This window comes from Aeromonas sp. R7-1, from assembly GCF_040908115.1.
GTDB lineage: Bacteria > Pseudomonadota > Gammaproteobacteria > Enterobacterales > Aeromonadaceae > Aeromonas > Aeromonas caviae.
In genome coordinates this window covers 47,020-70,240 of record NZ_JBFODD010000041.1, presented here as the reverse complement: position 1 = coordinate 70,240, position 23,221 = coordinate 47,020, and the positions used below count along the sequence as shown (strand labels likewise).

Annotated in this window: 23 protein-coding genes; 12 read left to right on the top strand and 11 right to left on the bottom strand. The window is 64.8% G+C overall.

Annotated elements, in window-relative coordinates; translation table 11 throughout:
• Positions 1-168 precede the first annotated feature (168 nt).
• A complete protein-coding gene (ppc, locus tag AB5Y51_RS10860; protein ID WP_010675692.1) occupies positions 169-2,802 on the top strand; it encodes a phosphoenolpyruvate carboxylase in 2,634 nt (877 codons plus the stop codon).
• A gap of 166 nt (positions 2,803-2,968) precedes the next feature.
• On the opposite strand, the gene AB5Y51_RS10855 is transcribed toward ppc, so the two are convergent.
• Positions 2,969-4,450 (bottom strand): diguanylate cyclase, encoded by a 1,482-nt coding sequence (locus tag AB5Y51_RS10855; RefSeq protein WP_368178423.1) that lies wholly within the window; start codon positions 4,448-4,450, stop codon positions 2,969-2,971.
• A gap of 181 nt (positions 4,451-4,631) precedes the next feature.
• Here AB5Y51_RS10855 and ybaK point away from each other — a divergent pair, with 181 nt between their 5' ends.
• A complete protein-coding gene (ybaK, locus tag AB5Y51_RS10850) occupies positions 4,632-5,102 on the top strand; it encodes a Cys-tRNA(Pro) deacylase (RefSeq protein WP_010675694.1) in 471 nt (156 codons plus the stop codon).
• A 128-nt stretch (positions 5,103-5,230) separates the two neighbouring features.
• On the opposite strand, the gene AB5Y51_RS10845 is transcribed toward ybaK, so the two are convergent.
• From AB5Y51_RS10845 to AB5Y51_RS10835, 3 genes are read right to left on the bottom strand one after another with little or no spacing between them, the layout of a single operon-like run.
• Positions 5,231-5,998, bottom strand: a complete 768-nt coding sequence (locus AB5Y51_RS10845) for a GNAT family N-acetyltransferase (RefSeq protein WP_368178422.1) — start codon at positions 5,996-5,998, stop codon at positions 5,231-5,233.
• Positions 5,988-6,425, bottom strand: coding sequence for a rhodanese-like domain-containing protein (locus AB5Y51_RS10840; RefSeq protein WP_042864918.1), 438 nt, complete (start codon positions 6,423-6,425; stop codon positions 5,988-5,990). The genes AB5Y51_RS10845 and AB5Y51_RS10840 overlap by 11 nt, the downstream gene beginning before the upstream one ends.
• Positions 6,426-6,443: 18 nt before the next feature.
• Complete coding sequence (locus AB5Y51_RS10835; RefSeq protein ID WP_279988704.1) at positions 6,444-6,911, bottom strand: OsmC family protein; 468 nt, start codon at positions 6,909-6,911, stop codon at positions 6,444-6,446.
• A gap of 252 nt (positions 6,912-7,163) precedes the next feature.
• Here AB5Y51_RS10835 and AB5Y51_RS10830 point away from each other — a divergent pair, with 252 nt between their 5' ends.
• The 4 genes from AB5Y51_RS10830 (at position 7,164) to AB5Y51_RS10815 (ending at position 10,392) form a co-directional block, all read left to right on the top strand.
• A complete protein-coding gene (locus tag AB5Y51_RS10830; protein ID WP_103858797.1) occupies positions 7,164-8,591 on the top strand; it encodes a PLP-dependent aminotransferase family protein in 1,428 nt (475 codons plus the stop codon).
• Positions 8,592-8,744: 153 nt separating this feature from the next.
• Complete coding sequence (locus AB5Y51_RS10825) at positions 8,745-9,578, top strand: hypothetical protein (protein ID WP_368178421.1); 834 nt, start codon at positions 8,745-8,747, stop codon at positions 9,576-9,578.
• Positions 9,562-10,065 (top strand): hypothetical protein, encoded by a 504-nt coding sequence (locus AB5Y51_RS10820; protein ID WP_368178420.1) that lies wholly within the window; start codon positions 9,562-9,564, stop codon positions 10,063-10,065. Before AB5Y51_RS10825 ends, AB5Y51_RS10820 begins: the two co-directional genes overlap by 17 nt.
• A 21-nt stretch (positions 10,066-10,086) precedes the next feature.
• Positions 10,087-10,392 carry a hypothetical protein gene (locus AB5Y51_RS10815; protein WP_234035469.1) on the top strand — a complete coding sequence of 102 codons (306 nt, stop codon included), beginning with the start codon at positions 10,087-10,089 and terminating at the stop codon, positions 10,390-10,392.
• A 15-nt stretch (positions 10,393-10,407) separates the two neighbouring features.
• Here the strand turns inward: AB5Y51_RS10815 and AB5Y51_RS10810 are convergent, their stop codons facing one another.
• On the bottom strand, positions 10,408-11,283 hold the full coding sequence (locus AB5Y51_RS10810) for a LysR family transcriptional regulator (protein ID WP_039040573.1): 876 nt from the start codon (positions 11,281-11,283) through the stop codon (positions 10,408-10,410).
• Between the two features lie 128 nt (positions 11,284-11,411).
• Here AB5Y51_RS10810 and AB5Y51_RS10805 point away from each other — a divergent pair, with 128 nt between their 5' ends.
• Both AB5Y51_RS10805 and AB5Y51_RS10800 read left to right on the top strand, forming a co-directional pair.
• The gene (locus AB5Y51_RS10805) at positions 11,412-11,813 is read left to right on the top strand and encodes a CidA/LrgA family protein (protein ID WP_039040574.1); all 402 of its coding nucleotides are present in this window, start codon (positions 11,412-11,414) and stop codon (positions 11,811-11,813) included.
• Entirely contained in the window at positions 11,806-12,495 is a 690-nt protein-coding gene (locus AB5Y51_RS10800; protein WP_010675703.1) for an LrgB family protein, read from the top strand. The genes AB5Y51_RS10805 and AB5Y51_RS10800 overlap by 8 nt, the downstream gene beginning before the upstream one ends.
• Before the next feature lie 67 nt (positions 12,496-12,562).
• Here AB5Y51_RS10800 and AB5Y51_RS10795 read toward each other — a convergent pair whose 3' ends face one another.
• Both AB5Y51_RS10795 and metB read right to left on the bottom strand, forming a co-directional pair.
• Positions 12,563-15,016, bottom strand: coding sequence for a bifunctional aspartate kinase/homoserine dehydrogenase II (locus AB5Y51_RS10795; protein WP_213320072.1), 2,454 nt, complete (start codon positions 15,014-15,016; stop codon positions 12,563-12,565).
• Positions 15,016-16,194: a cystathionine gamma-synthase gene (metB, locus tag AB5Y51_RS10790; protein WP_010675705.1), complete on the bottom strand. Its 1,179-nt coding sequence runs from the start codon at positions 16,192-16,194 to the stop codon at positions 15,016-15,018. Before metB ends, AB5Y51_RS10795 begins: the two co-directional genes overlap by 1 nt.
• Before the next feature lie 223 nt (positions 16,195-16,417).
• Between metB and metJ the strand changes: the two genes are divergently transcribed.
• The 3 genes from metJ (at position 16,418) to AB5Y51_RS10775 (ending at position 17,958) form a co-directional block, all read left to right on the top strand.
• Positions 16,418-16,741 (top strand): met regulon transcriptional regulator MetJ, encoded by a 324-nt coding sequence (gene metJ / locus AB5Y51_RS10785; protein ID WP_005327165.1) that lies wholly within the window; start codon positions 16,418-16,420, stop codon positions 16,739-16,741.
• A 35-nt stretch (positions 16,742-16,776) separates the two neighbouring features.
• Complete coding sequence (locus tag AB5Y51_RS10780) at positions 16,777-17,535, top strand: AraC family transcriptional regulator (RefSeq protein ID WP_183148948.1); 759 nt, start codon at positions 16,777-16,779, stop codon at positions 17,533-17,535.
• Positions 17,536-17,619: 84 nt separating this feature from the next.
• Positions 17,620-17,958, top strand: a complete 339-nt coding sequence (locus tag AB5Y51_RS10775; protein WP_010675707.1) for a tRNA-binding protein — start codon at positions 17,620-17,622, stop codon at positions 17,956-17,958.
• A gap of 82 nt (positions 17,959-18,040) precedes the next feature.
• Here AB5Y51_RS10775 and AB5Y51_RS10770 read toward each other — a convergent pair whose 3' ends face one another.
• The 3 genes from AB5Y51_RS10770 to nudE form a co-directional block, all read right to left on the bottom strand.
• Positions 18,041-19,309: an aromatic amino acid transport family protein gene (locus tag AB5Y51_RS10770; RefSeq protein ID WP_029314815.1), complete on the bottom strand. Its 1,269-nt coding sequence runs from the start codon at positions 19,307-19,309 to the stop codon at positions 18,041-18,043.
• Between the two features lie 411 nt (positions 19,310-19,720).
• Positions 19,721-20,533, bottom strand: a complete 813-nt coding sequence (gene cysQ / locus AB5Y51_RS10765; protein ID WP_010675709.1) for a 3'(2'),5'-bisphosphate nucleotidase CysQ — start codon at positions 20,531-20,533, stop codon at positions 19,721-19,723.
• Positions 20,534-20,577: 44 nt separating this feature from the next.
• Positions 20,578-21,186 (bottom strand): ADP compounds hydrolase NudE, encoded by a 609-nt coding sequence (nudE, locus tag AB5Y51_RS10760; protein ID WP_039040577.1) that lies wholly within the window; start codon positions 21,184-21,186, stop codon positions 20,578-20,580.
• A 147-nt stretch (positions 21,187-21,333) separates the two neighbouring features.
• Between nudE and yrfG the strand changes: the two genes are divergently transcribed.
• Positions 21,334-22,002, top strand: coding sequence for a GMP/IMP nucleotidase (gene yrfG, locus AB5Y51_RS10755; RefSeq protein ID WP_282414608.1), 669 nt, complete (start codon positions 21,334-21,336; stop codon positions 22,000-22,002).
• A 79-nt stretch (positions 22,003-22,081) separates the two neighbouring features.
• Here the strand turns inward: yrfG and AB5Y51_RS10750 are convergent, their stop codons facing one another.
• Positions 22,082-23,188 (bottom strand): NADH:flavin oxidoreductase, encoded by a 1,107-nt coding sequence (locus tag AB5Y51_RS10750; protein WP_323882289.1) that lies wholly within the window; start codon positions 23,186-23,188, stop codon positions 22,082-22,084.
• Between the last annotated feature and the right edge of the window lie 33 nt (positions 23,189-23,221).

Below are 23,221 nucleotides of genomic sequence, written 5' to 3'. Positions count from 1 at the left end.
GGTGAGGGAAATACATGTTCTGAATCGGCTTGTTATTTGACCTTGCGCAGACAATCTGGGTAGATTGTCCCCCTAAGATGACGGAGCATATGTTGTAATCGCACAACAATAAGTGAGGTCGCCTCCCGCCTGGAAGGTCAGGAGGCACCAACAAAATAAGGATGTGGAATGAACGAAAAGTACGCCGCACTACGGGCCAACGTAGGCATGTTGGGCCAACTGCTGGGTAAATCCATCAAGGATCATCAGGGGCAGGCCTTCCTCGACAAGATTGAGACCATTCGCCAACTGGCCAAGTCTTCCCGCAAGGGGAACGAGGCTGACAGAGAGCGCCTGCTCGACACCCTGCGTACCCTCTCCGATGACGAACTGCTGCCCGTGGCCCGTGCCTTCAGCCAGTTCCTCAACCTGGCGAACGTGGCGGAGCAGTTCCACACCATCTCCCGTCGCTGCGAAGAGCAGGTCTGCACCCCGGACCCGCTGGAGCAGATGTTCGACAAGCTGAAAGCCTCCAACCTGTCCCAGGAGGCCATCATCCAGGCCGTGCGCGAGCTGGACATCGATCTGGTGCTGACCGCTCACCCCACCGAGGTGACCCGTCGTACCCTGATCCACAAGCACGTGCAGCTCAACGACTGCCTCGAGGCCCTGGAACTCTCCGATCTGCTGCCCCGCGAGCGGGACAAGATCCAGAGTCGCATCGAGCAACTGGTCAACCAGGCCTGGCACACCAACGAGATCCGCGAACAGCGCCCGACCCCGGTGGACGAAGCCAAGTGGGGCTTCGCCGTGGTGGAAAACAGCCTGTGGCCAGCCATCCCCGAATTCATGCGCAATCTGGACGAGCGCCTGCAACACCATCTGGGTGTGCGGCTGCCGCTGGACGCCGCGCCGGTCAAGTTCACCTCCTGGATGGGCGGTGACCGCGACGGCAACCCCTTCGTCACCGCCAAGGTGACCGCCGAAGTGCTGGAGCTGGGCCGCTGGATGGCGGTGAGCCTGTTCTACAAGGACATCAAGGAGCTCACCTCCGAGCTCTCCATGGCCGATTGCACCGACGCCGTGCGTGCCCGGGTCGGCGACAATCCCGAACCCTATCGCGCCCTGGTGCGTGAGCTGCGCGAGCAACTGCGCGAGACCCAGGAGTACCTGACCGCCAAGGTACAGGGCCAGGCGAGCGAGAGCCGGGATCTGGTCAAGAGCACCGCCCAGCTGCGCGAGCCCCTGGAGCTCTGCTACCACTCCCTGCACGCCTGCGGCATGGGCAACATCGCCGACGGCATGCTGCTGGACGTGCTGCGCAAGCTGGCCTGCTTCGGCATCCACCTGGTCAAGCTGGACATCCGTCAGGATGGCGAGCGTCACGGCCAGGTCTTCTCCGAGCTGACCCGCTACCTGGGTGTGGGCGACTACGCCGAGTGGAGCGAAGAGGACAAGCAGGCCTTCCTGCTGCGCGAGCTGAACTCCCGCCGCCCCCTCATCCCGAGCGACTGGGATCCCAGTGCTGAGACCCGCGAGACCATCGACACCTGTCGCGTCATCGCCCAGCACGACCCCGATGCGTTCGGCATCTACATCATCTCCATGGCCGGTGCCCCGTCCGATGTCTTGGCAGTCCAGCTGTTGCTGAAGGAAGCTGGCTGCAAGTTCCGCATGCCGGTTGCCCCGCTGTTCGAGACCCAGGAAGACCTGATGGCGGGCACCGCCGTGATGGAACGCCTGCTGTCGGTGGACTGGTATCGCGGTTACATCCAGGGCCGTCAGTACGTGATGATCGGCTACTCCGACTCCGCCAAGGATGCGGGCATGATGGCCGCTGGCTGGGCCCAGTACGCCGCCATGGAATCCCTGGTGGCGCTGGCTGAAGCCAACAACATCCGCCTCACCCTGTTCCATGGCCGCGGCGGTACCGTCGGCCGTGGCGGCGCCCCCGCCCATCAGGCGATCCTGTCGCAACCCCCGGGATCCCTGCGCGGCGGCCTGCGGGTCACCGAACAGGGGGAGATGATCCGCTTCAAGTTCGGCTTGCCGAAGGTGGCCATCCAGAGCCTGAACCTCTACACCAGCGCCGTGCTGGAGGGGAACCTGCTGCCGCCGCCCAAGCCGAAAGAGAGCTGGCGCGCCGTGATGGAGCAGCTGGCGTCTGTCTCCTGTGATCACTACCGCAGTATCGTGCGCGGTCACCCGGACTTCGTGCCTTACTTCCGTGCCGCCACCCCGGAGATGGAGCTCGGCAAGCTGCCGCTCGGTTCCCGCCCCGCCAAGCGCAAGCCCAACGGCGGTGTCGAGAGCCTGCGCGCCATCCCCTGGATCTTCGCCTGGACCCAGAACCGGCTGATGCTGCCGGCCTGGCTCGGCGCCCACAAGGGATTGCAACAGGCCATCGACGACGGCCAGAAGAGCGTGCTGGACGAGATGAGCCGCCAATGGCCCTTCTTCCGCACCCGTCTCGAGATGCTGGAGATGGTGTTCCTCAAGGCCGACCTCTGGCTGGCGGAATACTATGACACCCGCCTGGTGCCGGAGAACCTGTGGGCACTCGGCAAGCAGCTGCGTCAGGAGCTTGCCGACTCCATCGAAGTGGTGCTGAAACTGCGCCCGCAGGGCGACCTGCTGGACGATCAGCCCTGGATCAAGGAGTCCATCAAGCTGCGCAACCCCTACACAGACCCGCTCAACGTGCTGCAGGCCGAGCTGCTCAATCGCTCCCGCAACCACCCGGAGACCCTGCACCCCGAGCTGGATCAGGCGCTGATGGTCACCATCGCCGGCATCGCCGCCGGCATGCGCAACACCGGCTGATCCCGGACCGTTGCAAACAAGGGCGCCCCGGCGCCCTTTTTCATCTCTGCCGGGCACGGGGATCCCGATATTGCCGCCAGCACAGCCCCCTCTAAGGGGAAAAAACATCCACAACAAACAGGGCGCCATGATGGCGCCCTGTTTTATTTCGCGATATGGCCTCTCATCAGGAGACCTGGTTGCGACCCCGACGTTTTGCCTCGTAAAGTCGCTGGTCCACGCATTGAAGCCAGTCATCCATGCGCCTGTAACTCATCTGATAGGGCGTGAGCCCCACGCTGATGGTGACGGTGATCGGCTGGTGCTGGTACAGGAAGGTGTGCTGCTCCACCTGGCGCCGGATGCGTTCCATGATGGTGTGGGCCTCCTCCAGGGTCGTGCCCCGCAGCAGCAGGATGAACTCCTCCCCGCCAAATCGCGCCACCAGATCCTTGCTGCGTACCGCCTGCATCAGGAGCCCCGCCAGCGACGCCAGCACGGCATCTCCGGCAAGGTGTCCATATACATCATTGATTTGTTTGAAGAAGTCGATATCTATCAAGGCCAGGCAGCAGGCCTCCCCTTCGGCGGGATGGTGCTGGACGTGATCCAGCAACACGTTGGCCTGCTGGAAAAAGCTGCTGCGGTTGGGCAGCTTGGTCAAGAAGTCGTGCTCGGCGTTGAAGCGCAGCACCCGCTCCATGCGGCTACGCTCGTCCTCCAGGTTGCGGGCGTGGATAAGGGTGCCAAGGGCCGTGGTGAGGGGCTCGAGCAGGCTGACATGGGTCTCGTCAAAGCCGCCCGGGCGGTTGGCCAGGGCGATCATGCCGATCGCCTCCCCCTTGTGGCGGATGGGAATGCCGAGGAAGCTCTCCAGGTGTGGATGACCACGGGGGGAGACACCGCGACTGGCTGGATGGCTCGGCAGATCGTTGCAGCACACCAGAGTATTGTGGGTCACCACGTGCCCAAACAGGTTGTCGAGCTTGCTGAAGATGAGCCCGCCCCGGCTCTGGCGCTGCTGCTCATACCAGGCATGGGTCGCCTCGTCCCAGGAGACATTGGAGATGGAGGGGACATAGAGACTGGGACGACCCTCCTCGTACTGGATGATGCCGATGAAACCATAGGAGCTCTCGCTCACGCTCAGCAGGCGCTCGAAGACGGTATCGCAGGCGGAGCCGAGATTGCGATCGAGCAGAAAACTCTGGTGCGCGGCCACCACGATGTCAAACAGCTGGCTCTGCTGCTCGACCCGCTGCTTGGCCATCACAGCCGAGGTAATGTCGTGCGCCAGCTTGACCACCCCCAGCAGGGTGCCGGCCTCGTCGCTCACGGGCATGTAGGTGGCATGGAGCCAGAGGGGGCTGCCACCTTGCCTGACCCGGCGAAACTCCCCCGACTGGATCTCGCCACCCAATACCTTCTGCCAGAAGAGATCATGCTCCGCCTGCAGATCCGGCGGCAACAGCATGAGATGGGACTGGCCCACCAGCGCTTCGGGGGGATAGCCCAGCATGTCGCAAAACAGGGGATTGACCGACACCATGCGACCATCGAGATCGAACTCGACCATGCCATAGGCCCGATCAAGGGCGGTCAGCCTGGCTAGGGTCTCATATCGATCCATCGCGTCGATATCGCGAGCGCAAAGTGCTGTGGTATTCATGGCTACGATTCCTTTCGATCGCCGGCGCATTACATTGGAATGCGGGGACAAGTGCCCAAATCATAGGATCCGGCACCCGGTTACGCTAACACAGGCCCCGATTGGGTGTGAAGACTGGTTCTTGCCACATCCGGCTCCCGGGCGCAGACTGTCTGGCCTTGCCACGGTTCGAGGAGACCCCATGACACCCGCCATCAACTTGCTAAAAAAGCTCAAGATCCCCCACAGGCTCTACCCCTACGAGTGTGAAGCCCACGACGACTTCGGCAAGCATGCCGCTACCCAACTGGGCCTGCCTGAGGCGCAGGTGTTCAAGACCCTGCTCGCCCATCACGACAAGCAGGCGGTGGTGGCCATCGTGCCCTCCTCGGGCATGTGCAGCCTCAAACAGCTCGCCAAGGCCACCGGGCTCAAGAAGGTGGAGATGATGAAGCCGGCGGAAGCCGAAAAGCTGACCGGCTACAAGGTGGGCGGCATCAGTCCCCTGGCCCAGAAGAAGCTGCTGCCCACCGTGCTGGACGACTCCGCCATGGCCTTCGACGAGATCCTGGTGAGCGGTGGCAAGCGGGGGCTCTCGGTCGGCGTGGCCCCCGGGGACATGGTTCGGCTGATGAACTGGATTGCGGCCCCCATCGGCGATCACCACGACTGAACAAACAAAAGAGGCGCCATGACTGGCGCCTCTTGCGTCTGGATATCGGATCTGGCGCCTTGTGTGCGAAGGATACCCAAAGCCCCGGCACCGGAAACCGCCCCGTCCCGGCGGGTGATCTGCCGCCCTCAACACGCCGCAGAGCGGCAGGCGGCGGTCAGTTCGGAGAGTCGCCGACGCTGACGCCCGGCATGGTCGAAGTTGCCGTCCTCCAGCCAGCGCTCGAAGCACCCTTTCAGGGCGGGCCACTCGCTGTCGATGACGGAGAACCAGGCCGTATCCCGGTTGTGCCCCTTGTCCACCCGCGCCTGACGGAAGGTCCCCTCATAGTGAAAGCCCAGGCGCAGGGCCGCCTGGCGCGAAGGCAGGTTCAGGGCATTGCACTTCCACTCGTAGCGCCGGTATCCCAGAGCAAAGGCATTGGCCATCATCAACACCATGGCCGCCGTCGCCAGCCGTGACTGCTTCATGGCGGGGGAGAAGTGCAGCCAGCCCACCTCGATGCAGCCCGCCAGAGGATCGATGCGCAGGTAGCTCGCCAGACCCAGCGCCCGTCCGCTCCCCTCGTCGATGATGCCGTAGAACTGGGGATCCCACTTGGTGGCCACCTCCCGCAGCCAGACCCCCATGGCGGCCTCGTCCGCGAAAGGGCCGCTGGTCAGGTAAGTCCACATGGCCCCGCTGTCGGCACTGAATGCCTGCCACAGATCCCCCAGGTGGCGCTCGGGATCAAGGGGCTCGAGACGACAGCCCCAGCCATGCAGGGCGCGGTGGGGAGGGAACTCGGCGCCGCGCCATTCTGGCAGTGCACGCCCCAGAGGCTGCCCAAAGTCGTTGAAAAGGGCGGCGCCGGACAGGGAGGCGTCGCCCCCCTCATTGCAACGTTCAACAGGCACAGGCAATTCCCCCTTCCAGCAACACTCCGGGCTCGCTGCCCGTGGCGACGGCGAAACCGTCCTGACGCCACCAGTGCAGACCCCCTATCAACTCCTTGACCTCAAACCCGAGGGACGCCAGCTTGTAGGCCCCTTGGGTCGAACCGTTACAGCCGATGCCGTCGCAATAGCAGACATACACCAGGTTCCGGTCCAGTAACGCCGTGGTCGACGCCGTCATGGTCCTGTGGGGGAAGGAGATGGCGCCGGGAATGTGCCCCTCGGCATAGTGTGCGGGGGAGCGGGTATCGATGACCACGATCCCCGCCGCCCCGGCCAGCAGATCGGCGGCCAGATCCGCCGGATCGGTACGAAACTTCAGTTGGGCCTCGAAAAAGGCGCTGGCTTCGGCGGCCCCTGCCACCCCTGTGCTCAATACATGACTCATCCTGAACGCTCCTGATGACTAGATGACGATCTCTGTGGTGACGACGGTGTTGACCGAGTTGGCGATGAAGCACTCCTCATGGGCCTGGTGGTGCAACTGCTCCAGATCCGCCAGGGCGGGCTCCCGCTCTCCCCCGAAGATCACCCTGGGACGCAGGTTGACCCGGGTCATGGCGAGGCGACCTTGCCCGTTTTTCGCCATGATGCCGACCGCGTCGTCCCGGTAGCTCTCTACCCGATAGCCCGCCTTCGCCGCCAGCCAGAGGAAGGTGAGCATGTGGCAACTGGAGAGGGCCGCCACAAACGCCTCTTCCGGGTCCACATGTTCCGCCACCGAGTAAGGCAGCGGCACCACATGGGGAGAGGAGGAGGCCGGCACCCTGACCCCGCCATCAAACGCCCACTCATGGGCCCGGCTGTAACGCTGATCGACGAAGGGCTCGTGCTCCCCCCGCTGCCAACTGATGGTGGCACTGTATTCCGACATGCAGACTCCTTGTGTTGCCAATCCGTGCCGCCCGCTGGCGCCACCCTGTGACCACCAATGTAGCGACAAAATGGCCTTGCCACGCCGACCAATTTTGCCAATATGGGCAGACCAATTTCATCGAGCCGCCACCATGACCATCCACCCCACCCGCTCTGCCCGTCGGTCGCCAGCCCCACAGCCGCGCCATGCCCTGCGGGTAGGATCCCTGCCTCGAAAGGGGCGCAACCCCCGCGCCAACGGGAGCGCATCATGACCGTTCTGCCAACGCTCTTCGCCAGCCAGCAGCAAGGGGATCTGCCCCTGCACGAACAACTGGTGCGTACCCTGCGCGAGGCCATCCTGGCGGGCCACCTGCCCCTGCACAGCCGCCTGCCCGCCAGCCGTCTCCTGGCCCGGGATCTCGGGATCTCCCGCAGCACGGTGGAACTGGCCTATGGCCGGCTTGAGGCGGAGGGGTATCTGGTGCGCAAGGTGGGCGCCGGCAGCTTTGTCGCCCTGGCGGCGGTGCGCCCCGCGCCGCGCCCGCCCCAGTCAGCGGCTGGCCTCTCCCGTCGCGGCCAGGAGATGGCCCTGGGTGGCGCCTGTCACGACGTGCCCGAGGTGGGCACCACCTTTGCTTCCAGCCAGCCGGATCCCCGTCTCTTCCCCCAGGCACTCTGGGGTCGGTTGATGCAGCAACAGTGGCGCCAGCGCGCCAGCGACTGGATGAACTACGGGGATCCCCAGGGGCTTGGGGAACTTCGCGCCGCCATCAGCAGCTATCTGGTGCAATCACGCGGCGTGGTGTGCGAGCCGGATCAGATCCTGATCCTCACCAGCTCCCAGCAGGGGATCCTGCTGGCGACCCAGTTGCTCATCGATGCCGGTGACACCGTCTGGGTGGAAGACCCCGGTTATCCCGGGGCTCGCACCGCCATGGAGAGCGCCGGTGCCCGGGTGCATCCGGTGCCGGTGGATGAAGAGGGGCTCAACCCTCATGGGGATCATCCTGCGCCGCGCCTCATCTACTGCACCCCGGCACACCAGTATCCCCTTGGCGTCCCCATGAGCCTGCCCCGCCGCATGGCGCTGCTGGCCGAGGCAGAGCGTCACGGCGCCTGGATCCTGGAGGACGATTACGACGGGGAGTACCAGTATGATCAGCGTCCCCTGCCCGCCCTGCAGGGGCTCGACGGCCAGGGGCGGGTGATCTATGTGGGCACCTTCAGCAAGGTGCTGTTCGGCTCGCTGCGTCTCGCCTACCTGGTGCTGCCCAGGCCGCTGATGGACTCCTTCTGCCGCGCCCGGGCCGCCGTCGACGGCCACAGCAACCAGTTGCAGCAAGCGGTCACGGCAGACTTCATCCGGGGCGGGCACTTCGCCACCCACCTGCGCCAGAGCCGCCTCCTCTACCAGAGCAGACGGGATCTGCTGCTGGCGGAACTGGCCGAGCACTGCCCGGGGCTCACCCCCATCCACAGCGGCGCCGGCCTGCAGTGCGCCGTGCTGCTGCCCCCCGGTGGCGAGGCGCGCTGGACCGATGCCGCCAACGCCTGCGGGCTGGGGCTGCGTCATCTGGGCCAGTTCTACCTGGGCCCGCCGACGCTGGAGGGGTGGCTGCTCGGCTTTGGCTGCCTCGACAACCAGACGCTGCGCCAGCTATGTCGTCGCCTGGGTCTCTTAATGAAATCCGCATGACCCCCTTCTCAAGAGGTCAGATCTGCCAGAGCCTGATAGCGCTGTGTCGACGGGAATGGCCCGTCTATACTGGGCACAATCACGTTGCCGAACCCGGTCAAGATGCATCGAACCCTGCTCCTTTTGCTCCTCCTTTCCCTCCCGTCCCTCACGATGGCGGCCACCCGCTTCACCCTGATCACCGGGGAAACCCAACAGGATGTGCGCATGAATTATTACCGGGCGGCGATGCAGCTGGCGCTGGAGAAAACACGGCCCGATTACGGCGACTATGAACTGCTCGACGCCATCAGGATGAACAAGGCGAGGATGCGGCTCGAAGTGCAAACGCCGGGCAAGAATGCCCTCTTCATCGTCGACAGCTGGCCCCAGGAGATCCCTCAACCCGGCGTCACCCTGGTCCCCTTCCCCATCGATCTGGGCGTGCTCGGCTACCGGGTCTGTTTTGTCGGCAGCGCCCGTGCCCAGGCCCTGGCCGGGGTTCACACCCTGTCCCAGTTGCAGCAGTTCACGCAAGGGGTGGGCACCGGCTGGCGGGATGCCGACATCCTTCGCTACAACGGCTTCAGGGTGCAGGAGGTGGATAACTATGAGTCACTGTTTCGCCTGGTGGCCCGTGGCCGGATCGATCTCTTCTGCCGTGGTGCCAACGAGATATTGAGCGAGTGGAAAATCCACAGACCCGGCCTGCCGGGGCTGACCGTGGATAGCCATGTCGCCCTCTTCTATCCGCTCATCCACTCCCTCTACAGCCACGCCACCTACAGCAAGGAGCGCGAGCGCCTTTTGCGCGGCCTGCAACTGGCCTGGAAAGATGGCTCCCTGCAGCGCCTCTGGCGCCATCATTTCCAGCCTTCCCTGGTCTTTGCCCGGCTCGATTCACGCCAGATCTTCCGGCTGACCAACCCGCAGTTGCCCGACGAGAGCACCGACTACCGCGCCTATCTCTATGACCCGATGAGGGATGACTTTGGCATCGCTCCCTGACTGGCTCGCCGGTTCTCCCCTGTCAGGCAGGCTCCCCTTGCGCACTCTCTGCCTGGCGCTGCTGCTCTGGTTGCTGCCGACCTGCGTCATGGCCGCCCCCGGCAGCATTCGTGCCTGCATGGAGAACAGCGATTCGCCTCCCTGGTTGCTGATGTCCGGCGAGGGGATAGTGCAGTTCCACCTCAAGGAGGTGGCAAACCGGATCGGGCATCCCATCATTCTCACCCCCCTGCCCTGGAAACGCTGCCTCTCCCTCGTCAGCCAGGGCCAGCTTGATGCCGCCGTCAAGCTGAGCTACAGCGAAGAGCCTGCTCGCACCATAGGGGTCTATCCCATGCGACAGGGGGCACCTGATCCCGCCAAGCGCCTGCTCACCGAGAGCTACAGCCTCTACCAGCCAAAAGGCGGACAGGTTCGCTGGGATGGCCGGCAGCTCGTCGCCCGGGGCGTCATTGCGGCGCAGTCCGGTTTCTCCATCGTCGCCTAGCTGCAGGAGAGCGGTGTCAGGGTGGATGACTCCAGCAGGGAACCACTGATCCTGCTCAAGAAGGTCGCGATGCAGCGCGCCGTTGCCGCCGCCCTGCAAACCGGGGTCGCAGAACGGACCCTGGCCGCCCACCCGCAGTTGCAGGCCACACTCGAGCGGATCACCCCTCCCCTGGTCGAAAAACCCTACTACCTCATCTTCTCCCACCCCTTCCATCAGGCCCACCCCGATCTCAGCCAACAGGTGTGGGACGAGATTGAGGAGGTGCGACACTCCGCAGCCTATGCCCGCTTCGTCACAGGCATGGCGTCACCGGGGACCCCCTAACCCCAGACCCTCTCTTCAGCCCTGTTCGCGGCACAGGGCAAGCCAGGCCTCGGCGGTGCGGGAGAGGTAGCGATCCCCTGGCCAGATCACCCCGAGCCGCCAGCTCAGCGCCGGGGCCAGAGGGCGCAACACCAGGCCGTCCGGCGTCAGCCGCCGGCAGATGGGCTCCGGCAGGAAAGCGACCCCCATGCCGCTTCGCACCATGGCGGTGAGAAAGTCCCACTGGCTGCTGCGGGCCGCCACCTGAGGCACGAACCCGGCTTGCTCGCAGGCCTGCTCCAGCCGCTCGCTCAGGGTGAAGGCCTGGGTATAGAGCAGGAAGGGTTCGTCCCGCAGAGCCTCCAGCCGGATCTCGCCCCCCTCGCGCCAGCGGGGCAGGTCCGGCAGCACCACCCGGATGGGGTAACTGTCCAGATCCAGGGCGCAGAGGGCCCCCTCTTCCCTGGTCGGCAGCATGGTGATGGCGAGATCCAGCTCCCCCGCCAGCACCGCCTGCTCGATGCGCCGCCCGCCATATTCGACGATGGAGAGCTCCACACCGGGGTAGCGGCTGCGATAGGTACGGATGAGATCCGCATAGACATGGCCCACCATGGGCGGGATGCCGAGGGCAAGACGCCCGGATTGCAGGCTCTGCAGATCCGCCAGCTCCGCCTCCAGCTGCTGCATCTCCGCCAGGATGGTCTGGGCCCGATTGAACAGCACCTGGCCGCTGTCGGTCAGGGTGAAGCGGCGGCCAACCCGGCTCAGCAGGGGCTGGCCCAGCTCCTCTTCCATGTTGCGGATCATTTTGCTGATGGTGGGCTGGGTGACGAACAGCTTTTCGGAGGCGCGGGTGAAGCTCTGCTCCCGCACCAGCTCGACGAAGTAACGCAGGGCTCGAATATCCATGGTGCTCTCTTGACGGGAATGGCTGGCTAAATCATGCCTCTTTGGCATGATTTTGATAATTTAAATTCATTTTTTGCAGGTTTGGTCCCCCTCTATACTGTGAGCAGGTTCACAGAAAGACGCTTGCCATGAAAACCCTCTGCCTTCGCTGGTTGCAAACCCCCTTCCAAATCGCCCTGCTGGCGGCCATCTGGTTGCTGGCCGACATCGCAGTGCGCACCTTGCACCTGCCCCTGCCCGCCAACCTCACCGGCATGTTGCTGCTGCTGGTCTGCATCCTGCTCGGGGTGGTCAAGGCCCAGTGGTTCAGTGCCGGGGCCCGCTGGCTGCTGGCGGAGATGCTGCTCTTCTTCGTCCCCGCCGTGGTGGCCGTGGTCAACTATCAGGAGCTGCTGCTGCAGGAGGGGTGGCGCATCATGGTGGTCCTGATCGTCAGCACCGTGCTGGTGCTCGGCACCACGGCCCTGGTGGTGGACAGGGTCTATCGCCTCGAGCTGAAGCTGGCCCGCCGGAGTCGCCGCCATGTCTGACACCCTGCTCGGCCTGCTCTGCTTCGCCCTGACCCTGCTCTTCTACTACGCCAGCAAGTGGCTCTATGGCAAAAAGCGCATCCTGCCCCTGATGCCGCTGCTGCTCGCCCCCACCCTGCTGGTGGCCGTGGTGATGCTGTTCCACATTCCCTACCGGGACTACATGGCCGAATCCCACTGGCTGCTCTGGCTGCTGGGCCCTGCCACCGTCGCCTTCGCGGTGCCCGTCTACGAGAATCGCCAGCTGATGCGCCGCCACTGGCTCTCCCTCTCGGTCGGGGTCGTGGCGTCCGTGGTGATGGCGGTGGGCAGCACAGTGCTGCTGGCCCGCTGGCTCAACCTCTCCGAGCTGTTGCAACGCAGCATGGCCATGAGATCCATCACCACCCCCTTCGCGGTGGAGGCGACCCGTTCCGTGGGTGGCAACGCCGATCTCACCGCCCTGTTCGTGGTGCTGACCGGCGTCATCGGCATGGCGGTGGGAGAAAGCGTGCTCACCGTGCTCGCCATCCGCAGCCGCCTCGGCAAGGGCGCGGGCTTTGGTGCCTCGGCTCACGGGGCCGGGACAGCCAGGGCCTATCAGATGGGCAACGAGGAGGGGGTGGTCTCCAGCATGGTGATGATGATCGCCGGCATGGCCACCGTGCTGCTCGCCCCCCTCCTGGGCCGGCTGTTCTGGTAACTCCGCCACCCGATAACAGAAGAGGCGCCCTGGGGCGCCTCTTCTCATTGCATCGTGTCACGCAGCCTCAGAGGCTGGCGCAGATCTGCCAGAGATCGTACTGGATGGCGGCGGCCGTCACTTCCCGGCCCGCTCCCGGCCCCTGGATCACCAGGGGGTTGGTGCGATAGCTGTCGCTCTCGATGGCGAACACGTTGTCGCAGGGCAAGAGGTTGGCAAACGGGTGATGGGGCTCCAGCGCCTCCAGCCCGACGCGGGCCTTGCCGTCGTGCTCGAAGCGGGCGACATAACGCAGCACCTTGCCGACCCGGCGCGCCCCCTCGAAGGCGGTCTGGATAGGGTCATCCAGCTCCTTGAGCCTGTCCATGAACTGATCCGCACTCACCTTGCGCAGGACCACCGGCACCAGGTTCTCCAGCTCGATGTCGGCGGAGTCGAGTTCGAAGCCCGCCTCCCGCGCCAGGATAAGCAGCTTGCGGCGCACATCCTGACCGGAGAGATCCTCCCGGGGATCCGGCTCGGTCAGGCCGTGTTGCCACGCCTCGTCCACCAGTTCGGAGAAGGGGCGAGTGCCATCATACTGCTGGAACAGCCAGGAGAGGGTGCCGGAGAAGATGCCGGAAACCCCCTGGATGCGGTCACCGCTCTGACGCAGCATCTGGATGCTGGACTGGATGGGCAGCCCGGCCCCCACGGTGGCGTTGTAGCGCCACTGCACCTGATGGTCGCGGCAGGTCTGCTTGATGCGCTGGTAAAACTCGCTGTCGGCGGCACCGGCAAACTTGTTGGCGGCGATGATGTGGATGCCGAGCTGGGCAAAGTCCGGGTAGTAGCGGCTCACCGTCTCGCTGGCGGTCATGTCGAGCGCGATCAGGGAGTCAAAACTGTGCTGCTCCAGCTGGGAGAGCAGCTCCGGCCAGATGAGCGGCTTGGGATGGAAGTTGTCCTGTACCTTGAGGGGATCCAGCCCCTCTTCGTCCAGCAGCCCGCCCTTGGAGTCGAAGACCCCGTAGAGGGTGAGCGCCAGATTGAGCTCATGCTCGAGGCGCGCCTTCTCGCGGGCGTAGAGCCCCAGCCAGTGACCGCCGATATTGCCTTTGCCGAACACCACCAGCCCGACCCGGGTCGGGCGGCTGAACAGGGCACTGTGCAGAGCGATGAGCAGCGGCTCCAGCACGATCTGGCGCAGCACGGCCACCAGGCTCAGGCCGTCTTTGGCCACCTGCACGAACTCCAGGGGCTGATCCGCCAGCAGCTGGTAGAAACGGTGGCACTGCTCGGCGTTGTCGGTGACGCCGGCCCCCACCAGGGCGACCAGGCTGAACCCCTCCTTCTGGATGAGGCCGGTAAAGTTGCCCTGCAACTGGAAGTCACGGAGCACCTCGAAGGCCCCTTGTGCCACCTCCAGGGTGTAGGCCAGACGCAGGACCCGCCGATCCGGCTGGCGCTGCAGGGTGAGCGGATGGAGGCGATGGCGGGCCAGATGGGCCTCGATGGCCGCCACTGTCTGCTCAAAGTCCGTCTGCGGCAGCACCTTGAGCTCGATGAGGGCTATCTGATCCACCGAGGAGACGATGCGGGCACCGCCGGAGCGGGGCGCACGGCGCAGGATGTGGGTACAGCCTTCGTCCGGATTGTAGCTGCAGCGCAGGGTGAGTCGCTGGCGGCTGTCGGCCACCGGCTGCAGGGTACGCGAATGCAGCACCGAGGAGCCCAGGCGCGCCAGCTCGTTGGCCTCGGCCAGGCTCAGGCGCTCCAGCAGACGAGCCTCTTTCACCCGGCGCGGGTCGGCACTGTAGACCCCGGCCACGTCGCTCCAGATGGTGGTGGACTCGCCGTCCGCCAGCGCCGCCAGGAGGCTGGCACTGTAGTCGGAGCCGTTGCGCCCCAGCAGCAGGGAACGCCCCTCCATGTCGGCGGCGATGAAGCCGGTCACCACGATGCGACCGGCGTGCTCGGCCAGGCGGGCCTTGAGCAGCTCGCTGGAGAGGGCGGTATCCACCTTGATGAGGGCGCCGTCTTCTGCGCGCAGGAAGCTGCGGGCATCGAGCCAGGCGGCCGCCTCACCCCGGCTGGTGAGCAGGGCAGCCAGCAGACGGGCGGACCACACCTCGCCAAAGGCGAGCAGGCCGTTGCGCTCGAAGCGGTCAAACTGCCCCTCCAGGGTCTTGGCGATCAGCTGCATGTCGTCCGTCAGTTGCTGGCTCAGATCGAGGTGAAGATCCCCTTCCAGCAGGCCGTCGATCAGGCTTTGCTGATAGGCGTGCAGGGCGGTGATGGCTTCGCCTGCGGCCTCATCCCCCGCTTCCGCCAGCTCCACCAGCTGGATCAGCCGGTTGGTGGTCTTGCCCGCGGCGGAGACCACCACCAGCTCGTTGCCCCCCACCTGTTGCTCGACGATGCTGGCGACCCGGCGATAACAGACCGGATCCGCCAGGCTGCTGCCGCCGAACTTGTGTACATGGCGCCGCTTGAAGACTGCCTCTGTTGCCACCACACACTCTCCTTGTTGTTGTTCCATTACTTCACCTGCTCTGCCTGTTGTGCCAACTGCGCCTGTTCAAACCCCTGGGCCAGATCGGCCACCAGATCCTCACCGTGTTCGATCCCCACCGACAGGCGCAGCAACTGGGCACTGATACCCGCCGCCTGCTGGGCCGCAGGGGTCATGGCCCTGTGGGTCATGCTGGCCGGATGGGCCACCAGACTCTCCACACCGCCGAGGGACTCCGCCACCGAGAAGAGGCGCAGCCCCGCGAGGAAGGCGCGCAGCCCCGTCTCGTTGCAATCGAGCTCAAAACTTAGCATGGCGCCAAAGCCGGACTGTTGACGGCGCGCAATGTCGTGGCCCGGATGGCTCGGCAGGCTGGGGTGATAGATCCGCTTGACCAGCGGCTGCTGCTGCAAGAAGGCGAGGATGCGATCCGTGTTCTCCTGATGGGTGCGCAGGCGCGGGGCCAGGGTGCGCAGGCCCCGCAGGGTGAGGTAGGAGTCAAAGGCACCGGAAGTGAGCCCCAGGCAGTTGGCCCACCACACCAGGGAGTCGGCAAGAGCCTGATCCTTGGCGATCGCCACACCCCCTACCACGTCGGAGTGGCCGTTGATGTACTTGGTGGTGGAGTGGACCACCACGTCGGCACCAAGGGCCAGGGGCTGTTGCAGCAAGGGGGAGAGGAAGGTGTTGTCCACCACCACCTGGGCCCCCACCCCGTGGGAGGCCTCGGCGATGGCGGCGATGTCCACCACCCGCAGCAGCGGGTTGGAGGGGGTCTCCACCCACACCAGTGCGGGTTTCTGGGCCAGCGCGGCGGCCAGCGCCACCTCGTCCCCCTGATCCACGAACTGCACCTGGTAGTGGCCCTTGGCCGCCAGATACTCGAACAGACGCCAGGTACCGCCGTAGCAGTCGTGGGGGGCGATCAGCAGATCCCCCGCCTTGAGCAGAGCCGTGGTCACCAGGTGAACGGCCCCCATGCCGGTGCCGGTCACCACGGCGCCGGCTCCCCCTTCCAGGGCCGCCAGGGCGTCCGCCAGATTGGTGCGGGTCGGGTTGCCGGAACGGGCATAGTCGTATTGACGGGGCTCGCCAAAGTCGGCAAAGGTGTAGTTGCTGGAGAGGTAGATGGGGGGCACCACGGCACCGTGCTGCGTGTCTGTCTCAATCCCGGTGCGTACCGCCAGGGTGGCCTTGTGGGTCATGTCACTCTCCTTGATGGGTTGCCGGAGCCGGTCCGCCTCGTGGGTCGTCCAGCCCCGCTCTCATTTTCGTTGGCCGGACTGCCGGCCCATGGTGCACCACACTACGCCACCTTAAAAAAGCCGTCAACACTTCTAGACGTCTAAATGGCTTTGCTGTTGGATTGCCATTGAATTCCTTAAGGGTTAAAATCCGCGCTCACGGCCAAACGACTACAGGTGGAACATGGGTACAGAGTGGAACGGCGACTACGTCAGCCCCTATGCAGAGCACGGCAAGAAGAGCGAACAGGTCAAGAAGATAACCGTCTCGATCCCGCTCAAGGTGCTGAAAGTGTTGACCGATGAGCGCACCCGTCGCCAGGTGAACAACCTGCGTCATGCGACCAACAGCGAGCTGCTCTGCGAAGCCTTCCTGCACGCCTTCACCGGCCAGCCGCTGCCCTGTGACGACGATCTGCGCAAGGATCACCCGGACAGCGTCCCCGCCGAGGCCCGCGCCATCATGGAAGCCCTTGGCAAAGAGATCGAAGACTTCGACGCCGAGTAATGCGGCTGCCCATGGCAAACGATGCATCCCTGTCAATGACGCGGCCCGGTGCCGCGTCATGCTTATCTGCCGCCTCCCCCTTCAGCCTGCGTCACTACCAGAGCGACATGCAGAGCCACAGTCATGACCACGCCCAGCTGGTGATCCCCCTCGTCGGCCCCCTCGAGATCGAGGTGCAGGGCCGGGGATGTCGCCTCGCCCCCGGTTTTGCCTGCATCATCGCCCCTGGCCTTCGCCACGACTACGCCGCCGACCCGGCGCACGTGTTTCTGGTGCAGGAGAGCCACTGGCTGCCAGCCGCCCTGGGGGACCACCCCTTCGTCGAGCTGGATGAGGCTCAGCGCCACTACCTCGCCTTCCTGCACCGCATGGTGGCCGAGGGGCGCCACGTGGCCGGCATGGATCAGGTGTGGCTCGGGCTGCTGACCGAGGGACGCGGCATGGGCCCCGCCGTCGCTCCCCGCATAGCCCCTCGTATCGCCAAGGTGCAGCGTCATATGGAAGCCCACCTCGCAGACCCCCTCACCAACGAGGAACTCGCCGCCATCGCCTGCCTCGGCCTGAGCCAGTTCAAACACGCCTTTCGCCAGCAGGTGGGCACGAGCGTCTCCCACTACCTCAGGATGCGGCGTATGGCACTGGCCCGCACCCTGCTCGCTCGCACCCGGCTGCCAGTCGGCGAAGTGGCCAGCCGCTGCGGCTACCAGAACCAGGGAGCCTTTGCCGAGCGCTTCCTGGCCGAGACCGGACTGACCCCTTCCCTCTGGCGCCGGCAAAACGGCCGCCTGCCGTAATCAGTCGGCTCTTTGCCGAAGACAATCCCCGGGCATTCGAGGCATGCTGAGGCTCATGCAAGGTATGAGCAACGAGGAGCCAAGATGCAGACCATAAGCTGGCAGGATTTCGAGATGGTGGAGCTCAGGGTGGGCACCCTGGTGCGGGTCGAGCCCTTCCCCGAGGCGCGCCGCCCCGCCTACAAGGTGTGGGCGGATTTCGGCCCCGAGCTCGGGGTGCGCAAGAGCAGCGCCCAGATCACCGACCTCTATCGACCGGAGGATCTGGTGGGCCGCCAGATCGTCGCCGTGGTGAACTTTCCCCCCAAGCAGATAGGCCCCATCCAGTCGGAGTTTCTGCTGACCGGCTTCTATCGCCCGGATGGCGCCGTGGTGATCGCCATCCCCGAGCAGGCGGTGGAGAACGGCGCCAAGCTGGGGTGAGACACGGCAAGGCAACCAGAAAGCAGAAGCAAGAGAGGCGACCCCCGGGGTCGCCTCTCTTGTTTGATGCTGACGGCCTGGCTTATTTCAGCAGGCTGAACAGCAGGGCCGAGACCGCCAGGGCACCGGTCAGCAGGATGAAGCCGTTGACCCAACGGTGACGGAAGCGGGCCAGCGCCTCCACCTTGTAGATGGCCACCACCGGCATGATGAAGAGGATCATGGCGATGACGGGACCGGAGAGGGTCTCCATCAACCCCAGAATGCCCGGGTTGATGATGGCGGCGCCCCAGATGGCGAAGAACATCAGGGCGATGCCGAGCTTGTCCGCCTTCGCCAGCGGCAGGCCGGTGGGCTTGGCGATCAGGCTTTTCAGGCTCTCGCGGGCACCGAGGAAGTGGCCGAGGAAGGAGGAGCTGATGGCGATGAAGGCGATGAGCGGCCCCAGGGTCACGATCACCGGGTTGTCGGTGATGTTGGCGAGATAGGAGAGCACGGAGACGTTCTGGGCCTTGGCCTCGGCCAACTGAGCCGGGGAGAGGCTCAGCACGCAGGAGAAGACGAAGAAGAGCACGAAGCCCACCAGCATGACGGTGGTGTTGCGCAGGATCAGGCCGCTCTTGGTTTCGGCCTGCTCCCCGTACTCCCGGCGCTGCACGTTGGCAAAGCCCGAGATGGCGGCGGCGTGGCTGAAGGCGAACACGGTGACCGGCAGCGCCAGCCAGACGGTGTTGAGGAAGCTCGTGCCTTCAAAGGCGGTCACTTCCGGCCACTGCCACTGGGGAATGAGGTAGCAGGAGAGGGCCAGCAGGATAGCCGCCAGCGGGTAGACCATGACGGCGAAGGCCCGCAGCATCGCCTTCTCGCCGGCCAGCATCACGGCGATCATGGCGAACACCAGCACGCCGGAGAGCATCACCCGATCCGGGGAGGCCAGGCCGAGCTGGTTGACCATGAAGCTCTCCACCGTGTTGGTCAGCCCGACGCCGTAGATGAGCAGGATCGGGAAGATGGAGAGGAAATAGAGCGCCGAGATGAGGCGCCCGGCCATCTTGCCGAAGTGCTCCTCGGCCACCTCGGTGAAGTCGGCCTGGGGGCGCGACGACGAAAGCACGAAACGCGCCAGCCCGCGGTGGGCGAGGAAGGTCATGGGACCGGCCAGCACGGCGACGATGATGAGGGGCCAGATCCCCCCCAGACCCAGGTTGATGGGCAGGAACAGAATGCCGGCGCCGACGGCGGTGCCGAACAGGCTGATGACCCAATGGGTGTCGTGGCGACGCCAGCCGGTGCTGGCCATGGTGGAGGGGGAACCGGAGAGCTCCCGTGAGACGTCTGCAGATAAACTCATCGATAAATCACTTTTACGTAGTATTAAAATCTAAAAAGATTGTGCTCCTTTAGCATTTAATTCTCAAAAAGGGAGACTGGCAGATCTCACTGGCAAAGCCCTGTTCCACCAGTGAGATTGGGAGGAAATTTCACCCCGGATTATTCGATTAATCCTGACATTAACCAAAAGTTAGGAATATAAAACCAAAATTAAAACCGACGTCGATTTTTTGTTTCGATGAAATGCATGTTTTCAGAATTAAATGAAATTTATGCCAGTACAGCCAGATTGGATGTGATGATCCACTGCCGTTATCGCCATCACTAGCGAATCTCCCTAAAATCCCCGTAACCAGCCAGTGGATCACACCAATGCAATCAGGCGACCCTGTGGTCGCCTGATTGCATTCCCTGCGAGCTGGTCGACCCGTCAGTGGGCCAGAATGCGACCCCAGGCGAGATCCGGGTCCCCCATCACGATGAAGTCCGGGTTCTCCAGCGACTCGGTCTCGTTGTAGCTCAGCGGTTGCAGCGCCAGGCTGAGGATGCGCCCCCCTGCCGCCTCCACGATGCACTGGGCGGCAGCGGTATCCCACTCCCCGGTGGGGCCCAGACGCACGTAGCAATCCGCCACGCCTTCCGCCACCAGGCAGGACTTGAGGGAGCTGGAGCCGAGCGGGATCAGCTCGTAGTGGATGGCCGGGTTGAGGCGACGGGTCAGGTTCTCCAGTTTCTGGCGGCGGCTGATGGCCACCACCAGGGAGTCTGGCTGATCGTGTTCATGATGGATGGCGCTGATGGGACGGCTCTCGCCGTTCGCCTCCTTGAAGGCGCCGTGACCACGCACCGCCCAGTAGAGCAGATCGGATTCGGGGGCATAGATGACCCCGAGCACCGGGACATTGTCCCGCACCAGGGCGATCAGGGTAGCGAAGTCGCCGCTGCCTGCGATGAACTCACCAGTGCCGTCCAGCGGGTCCACCAGCCAGTACTGGCGCCAGTTCGCACGCTGGCTGAAGGGGATGTCGGCCGCCTCTTCGGTCAGCACGGGGACATGGGGAGTGAGCGCTGCCAGCGCCTGTTTGAGGTAGGCATCGGCAGCAAGATCGGCACTGGTGACCGGGGTCGCATCCTCCTTCAACTGGCGTTCGAACTGACCGCCGCGATAGATCTCGTGAAGGATCCTGCCCGCCTCACGGGCGATCTCCTTGACCTCGGGTATCCAGGCCAACAACTCCTGCATGGTGCTTACCTCTGCCTCTGATTACCAAACAGACCCTCTGCGGGCTAATTTCCCTGCTCCGCCAGCCATTTGCTGGCCAGCAGCAGGGCACTGATGCTGCGCGACTCGGTGAAGTCCGGTCGTGCCAGCAACTCGTCGATCCGGTTGAGGGGCCAGGGGATCACCTCGAGAGGCTCGGGCTCGTCACCGACCCGCTGCTCGGGGTAGAGATCCCGCGCCAGCAAGATGTCCATCCGGCTGGAGAAATACCCCGGCGCCAGCGACACCTGCTTGAGCAGGGTCAGGCTGCTCGCCCCGAAGCCCGCCTCCTCCATCAGCTCCCGGTTGCCCGCCTCGAAGGCATTTTCACCGGGGTCTATCAATCCCTTGGGGAAACCCAGCTCGTAGGAGTGGGTGCCCGCCGCGTACTCGCGCACCAGCAGCAGGGTGTGGGCATCGAACAGGGGCACCACCATGACGGCACCCCGGTTGCCGCCGCGCATCCGCTCGTAGACCCGCTCCTCGCCGTTGGAGAATTTCAGGTGAAGGGACTCCACCTTGAACAACCGGCTCTCGGCCACGATCTCGGCCTTGAGGATCTCCGGCTTGCTCTTGTCATGGGCCATGGTCTCGACACTGAGGTGGACGGGATTGCGCTTGTGGGGATCGCTCATCGGGGGCTGACTGCTCGTTAAAAAATCGTGTTTCAAGAGTAAACGACTCCCCTGCCGAACACCACGGGGCAAAGAGGGGAAAGATGCCTGAAAAATCCGTTATAATGCGCCCCGTTTTTCCCATCACCACAGACATCGCGAGGCCCCATGTCGACTCCCCTGCCCTGGCACCAGATTGATACCGTGTTGCTCGACATGGATGGCACCCTGATCGATCTCCATTTTGACAGCCACCTGTGGCAAACCCTGGTGCCGGCGCGCTACGCCGAGCGACTCGGCCTGCCGCTGGCCGAGGCGAAGGCGCAGATAGACACCCACTATCATGCGGTCAACGGCACCCTCGACTGGTACTGCGTGGATTACTGGACCCGGACGCTCGGGCTCGACATCCGCGCCCTCAAACAGGAGATCCTGGAGAAGATCCAGTGGCGCCCCAACGTCATTCCCTTCCTGGCCGCACTCAAGGCCGCCGGCAAGCAGGTGGTGCTCTTCACCAATGCCCATCCCGCCAGCCTGTCGGTGAAGGATGCACGCCTCGGCCTCGCCCAGCACCTCGATCTGATGGTGAGCACCCATGAGCTGGGGTGGTCGAAGGAGAGCCAGCACTGCTGGCAGGCACTGGCCGAGCGGCTGGCCTTCGACCCGGCCCGCACCCTCTTCGTGGATGACAGCGAGCGGATCCTGGCCGCCTCGGTCGAGTTCGGCATCGCCCACCAGCTCGGCATCCGTCACCCCGACAGCCAGATGCCGCCACTCACCTTCCAGCACTTCCCGGCGCTCGACGACTACGCCGACCTGCTCCCTCTCGGCGCCTGACACGCACAAGGCCCTCTTCACGAGGGCCTTGTCACATCAGCTCAGCAGCCTGCCGAGCGCATACCGTTCATGAAAGCCCTCAGGCCGCATCGCGCGGGGCCAGCACCCCCATGCCGGCCAGGTAGTCGAGGGCGCTTGGGGTGAAGCCAACCTCCGTGAGGTGCGCCGCCGTGAAAGGGGCTGCATGCAGAGGCAGGCCGCGGCTCACCCGTTCCATCCAGTCCGGATTGCCAAGGGCCGCCGTGCCCACCGCCACCAGATCGGCGCCGCCGGCCAGAGCCCGCTCCGCCGAATCTGCGTCGCTAATCTTGCCCGCCACCATGAGCGGCACCCGCCCGGCCAACCCGACCCTTACCGCCTCCAGCAGGGCGCCGCCGTCGGGATCCCCCGCCACCGCCTTGAAGCTGTCCCCCATGGAGAAGTGCAGGTAGTCGATCCCCTCGTCCGCCAGCAGGCGCGCCACCGCCAGCTGATGGGCCAGTTCGATGCCCTGGATATGGGCATAGCTCTCGGGGGAGAGACGCACCCCGACCAGGAAGCCCCGGGGTAGACGGGCGCGAATGCCGCGCACTATCTCCACCAGGATCCGCCCCCGGTTGGCGAGGCTGCCACCCCAGCGGTCGGTGCGCCGGTTGTGCAGGGGGTTGAGGAAGTTGCAGAGCAGGAAGTGGTGGGCTGCGTGCAGCTCGACCCCGTGCAGGCCGGCGCCATGGGCCCGCTCCGCAGCGCTCACAAAGGCGTCAATGAGCGTCAGAATCTCCTCCTCGCTCAGCCCCTTGACCCCGAGGGGGTAACGCCCGCCCGGCGCCAGCGCGCACGGGCCGACTGGCGCCCCGTCGTTCAGCTCGGGCAGAGCCCGCATCCCGCCGTGATGCAGTTGCACCACCGCCAGCGCCCCGGCCTGCCGCGCACTGTCGGCCAGGGCCGTGAAGGCCTGCTGCTGGGCGTCCGTCATCAGGGCAGGCTGCCCCGCCCAGCAGCGTCCGCCGGGCCGCACCTGGGTGGCGGCGGCAATGAGCAGGCCGAAGCCGCCACGGGCGCAGCGCGCCAGCCAGTCGAGCTCGGCCTGGCCGGGATCACCGCCTGCGCCGCTCATGTTGTGGGTCAAAGGGGCCAGCACGGCCCGGTTCTTGAGCCGCAATCCGGCTCGCTCGAAGTGGAAGCTGTCGCCCAGTGTCTTGTTCATCGTCCTCTCCCGGGATCGCAATGGCATGGCGGC

Excerpts from the sequence above, each read along its gene's own strand:
- metJ (WP_005327165.1), top strand. The coding sequence starts at position 16,418 with ATGGGTACAGAGTGGAACGGCGACTACGTCAGCCCCTATGCAGAGCAC.
- AB5Y51_RS10830 (WP_103858797.1), top strand. The coding sequence starts at position 7,164 with ATGACCGTTCTGCCAACGCTCTTCGCCAGCCAGCAGCAAGGGGATCTG.
- AB5Y51_RS10800 (WP_010675703.1), top strand. The coding sequence starts at position 11,806 with ATGTCTGACACCCTGCTCGGCCTGCTCTGCTTCGCCCTGACCCTGCTC.
- AB5Y51_RS10855 (WP_368178423.1), bottom strand. The coding sequence starts at position 4,450 with ATGAATACCACAGCACTTTGCGCTCGCGATATCGACGCGATGGATCGA.
- AB5Y51_RS10775 (WP_010675707.1), top strand. The coding sequence starts at position 17,620 with ATGCAGACCATAAGCTGGCAGGATTTCGAGATGGTGGAGCTCAGGGTG.
- cysQ (WP_010675709.1), bottom strand. The coding sequence starts at position 20,533 with ATGCAGGAGTTGTTGGCCTGGATACCCGAGGTCAAGGAGATCGCCCGT.
- yrfG (WP_282414608.1), top strand. The coding sequence starts at position 21,334 with ATGTCGACTCCCCTGCCCTGGCACCAGATTGATACCGTGTTGCTCGAC.
- nudE (WP_039040577.1), bottom strand. The coding sequence starts at position 21,186 with ATGAGCGATCCCCACAAGCGCAATCCCGTCCACCTCAGTGTCGAGACC.
- ppc (WP_010675692.1), top strand. The coding sequence starts at position 169 with ATGAACGAAAAGTACGCCGCACTACGGGCCAACGTAGGCATGTTGGGC.
- AB5Y51_RS10805 (WP_039040574.1), top strand. The coding sequence starts at position 11,412 with ATGAAAACCCTCTGCCTTCGCTGGTTGCAAACCCCCTTCCAAATCGCC.
- AB5Y51_RS10795 (WP_213320072.1), bottom strand. The coding sequence starts at position 15,016 with ATGGAACAACAACAAGGAGAGTGTGTGGTGGCAACAGAGGCAGTCTTC.
- metB (WP_010675705.1), bottom strand. The coding sequence starts at position 16,194 with ATGACCCACAAGGCCACCCTGGCGGTACGCACCGGGATTGAGACAGAC.
- AB5Y51_RS10780 (WP_183148948.1), top strand. The coding sequence starts at position 16,777 with ATGACGCGGCCCGGTGCCGCGTCATGCTTATCTGCCGCCTCCCCCTTC.
- AB5Y51_RS10810 (WP_039040573.1), bottom strand. The coding sequence starts at position 11,283 with ATGGATATTCGAGCCCTGCGTTACTTCGTCGAGCTGGTGCGGGAGCAG.
- AB5Y51_RS10835 (WP_279988704.1), bottom strand. The coding sequence starts at position 6,911 with ATGTCGGAATACAGTGCCACCATCAGTTGGCAGCGGGGGGAGCACGAG.
- AB5Y51_RS10750 (WP_323882289.1), bottom strand. The coding sequence starts at position 23,188 with ATGAACAAGACACTGGGCGACAGCTTCCACTTCGAGCGAGCCGGATTG.
- AB5Y51_RS10770 (WP_029314815.1), bottom strand. The coding sequence starts at position 19,309 with ATGAGTTTATCTGCAGACGTCTCACGGGAGCTCTCCGGTTCCCCCTCC.
- ybaK (WP_010675694.1), top strand. The coding sequence starts at position 4,632 with ATGACACCCGCCATCAACTTGCTAAAAAAGCTCAAGATCCCCCACAGG.
- AB5Y51_RS10825 (WP_368178421.1), top strand. The coding sequence starts at position 8,745 with ATGGCGGCCACCCGCTTCACCCTGATCACCGGGGAAACCCAACAGGAT.
- AB5Y51_RS10840 (WP_042864918.1), bottom strand. The coding sequence starts at position 6,425 with ATGAGTCATGTATTGAGCACAGGGGTGGCAGGGGCCGCCGAAGCCAGC.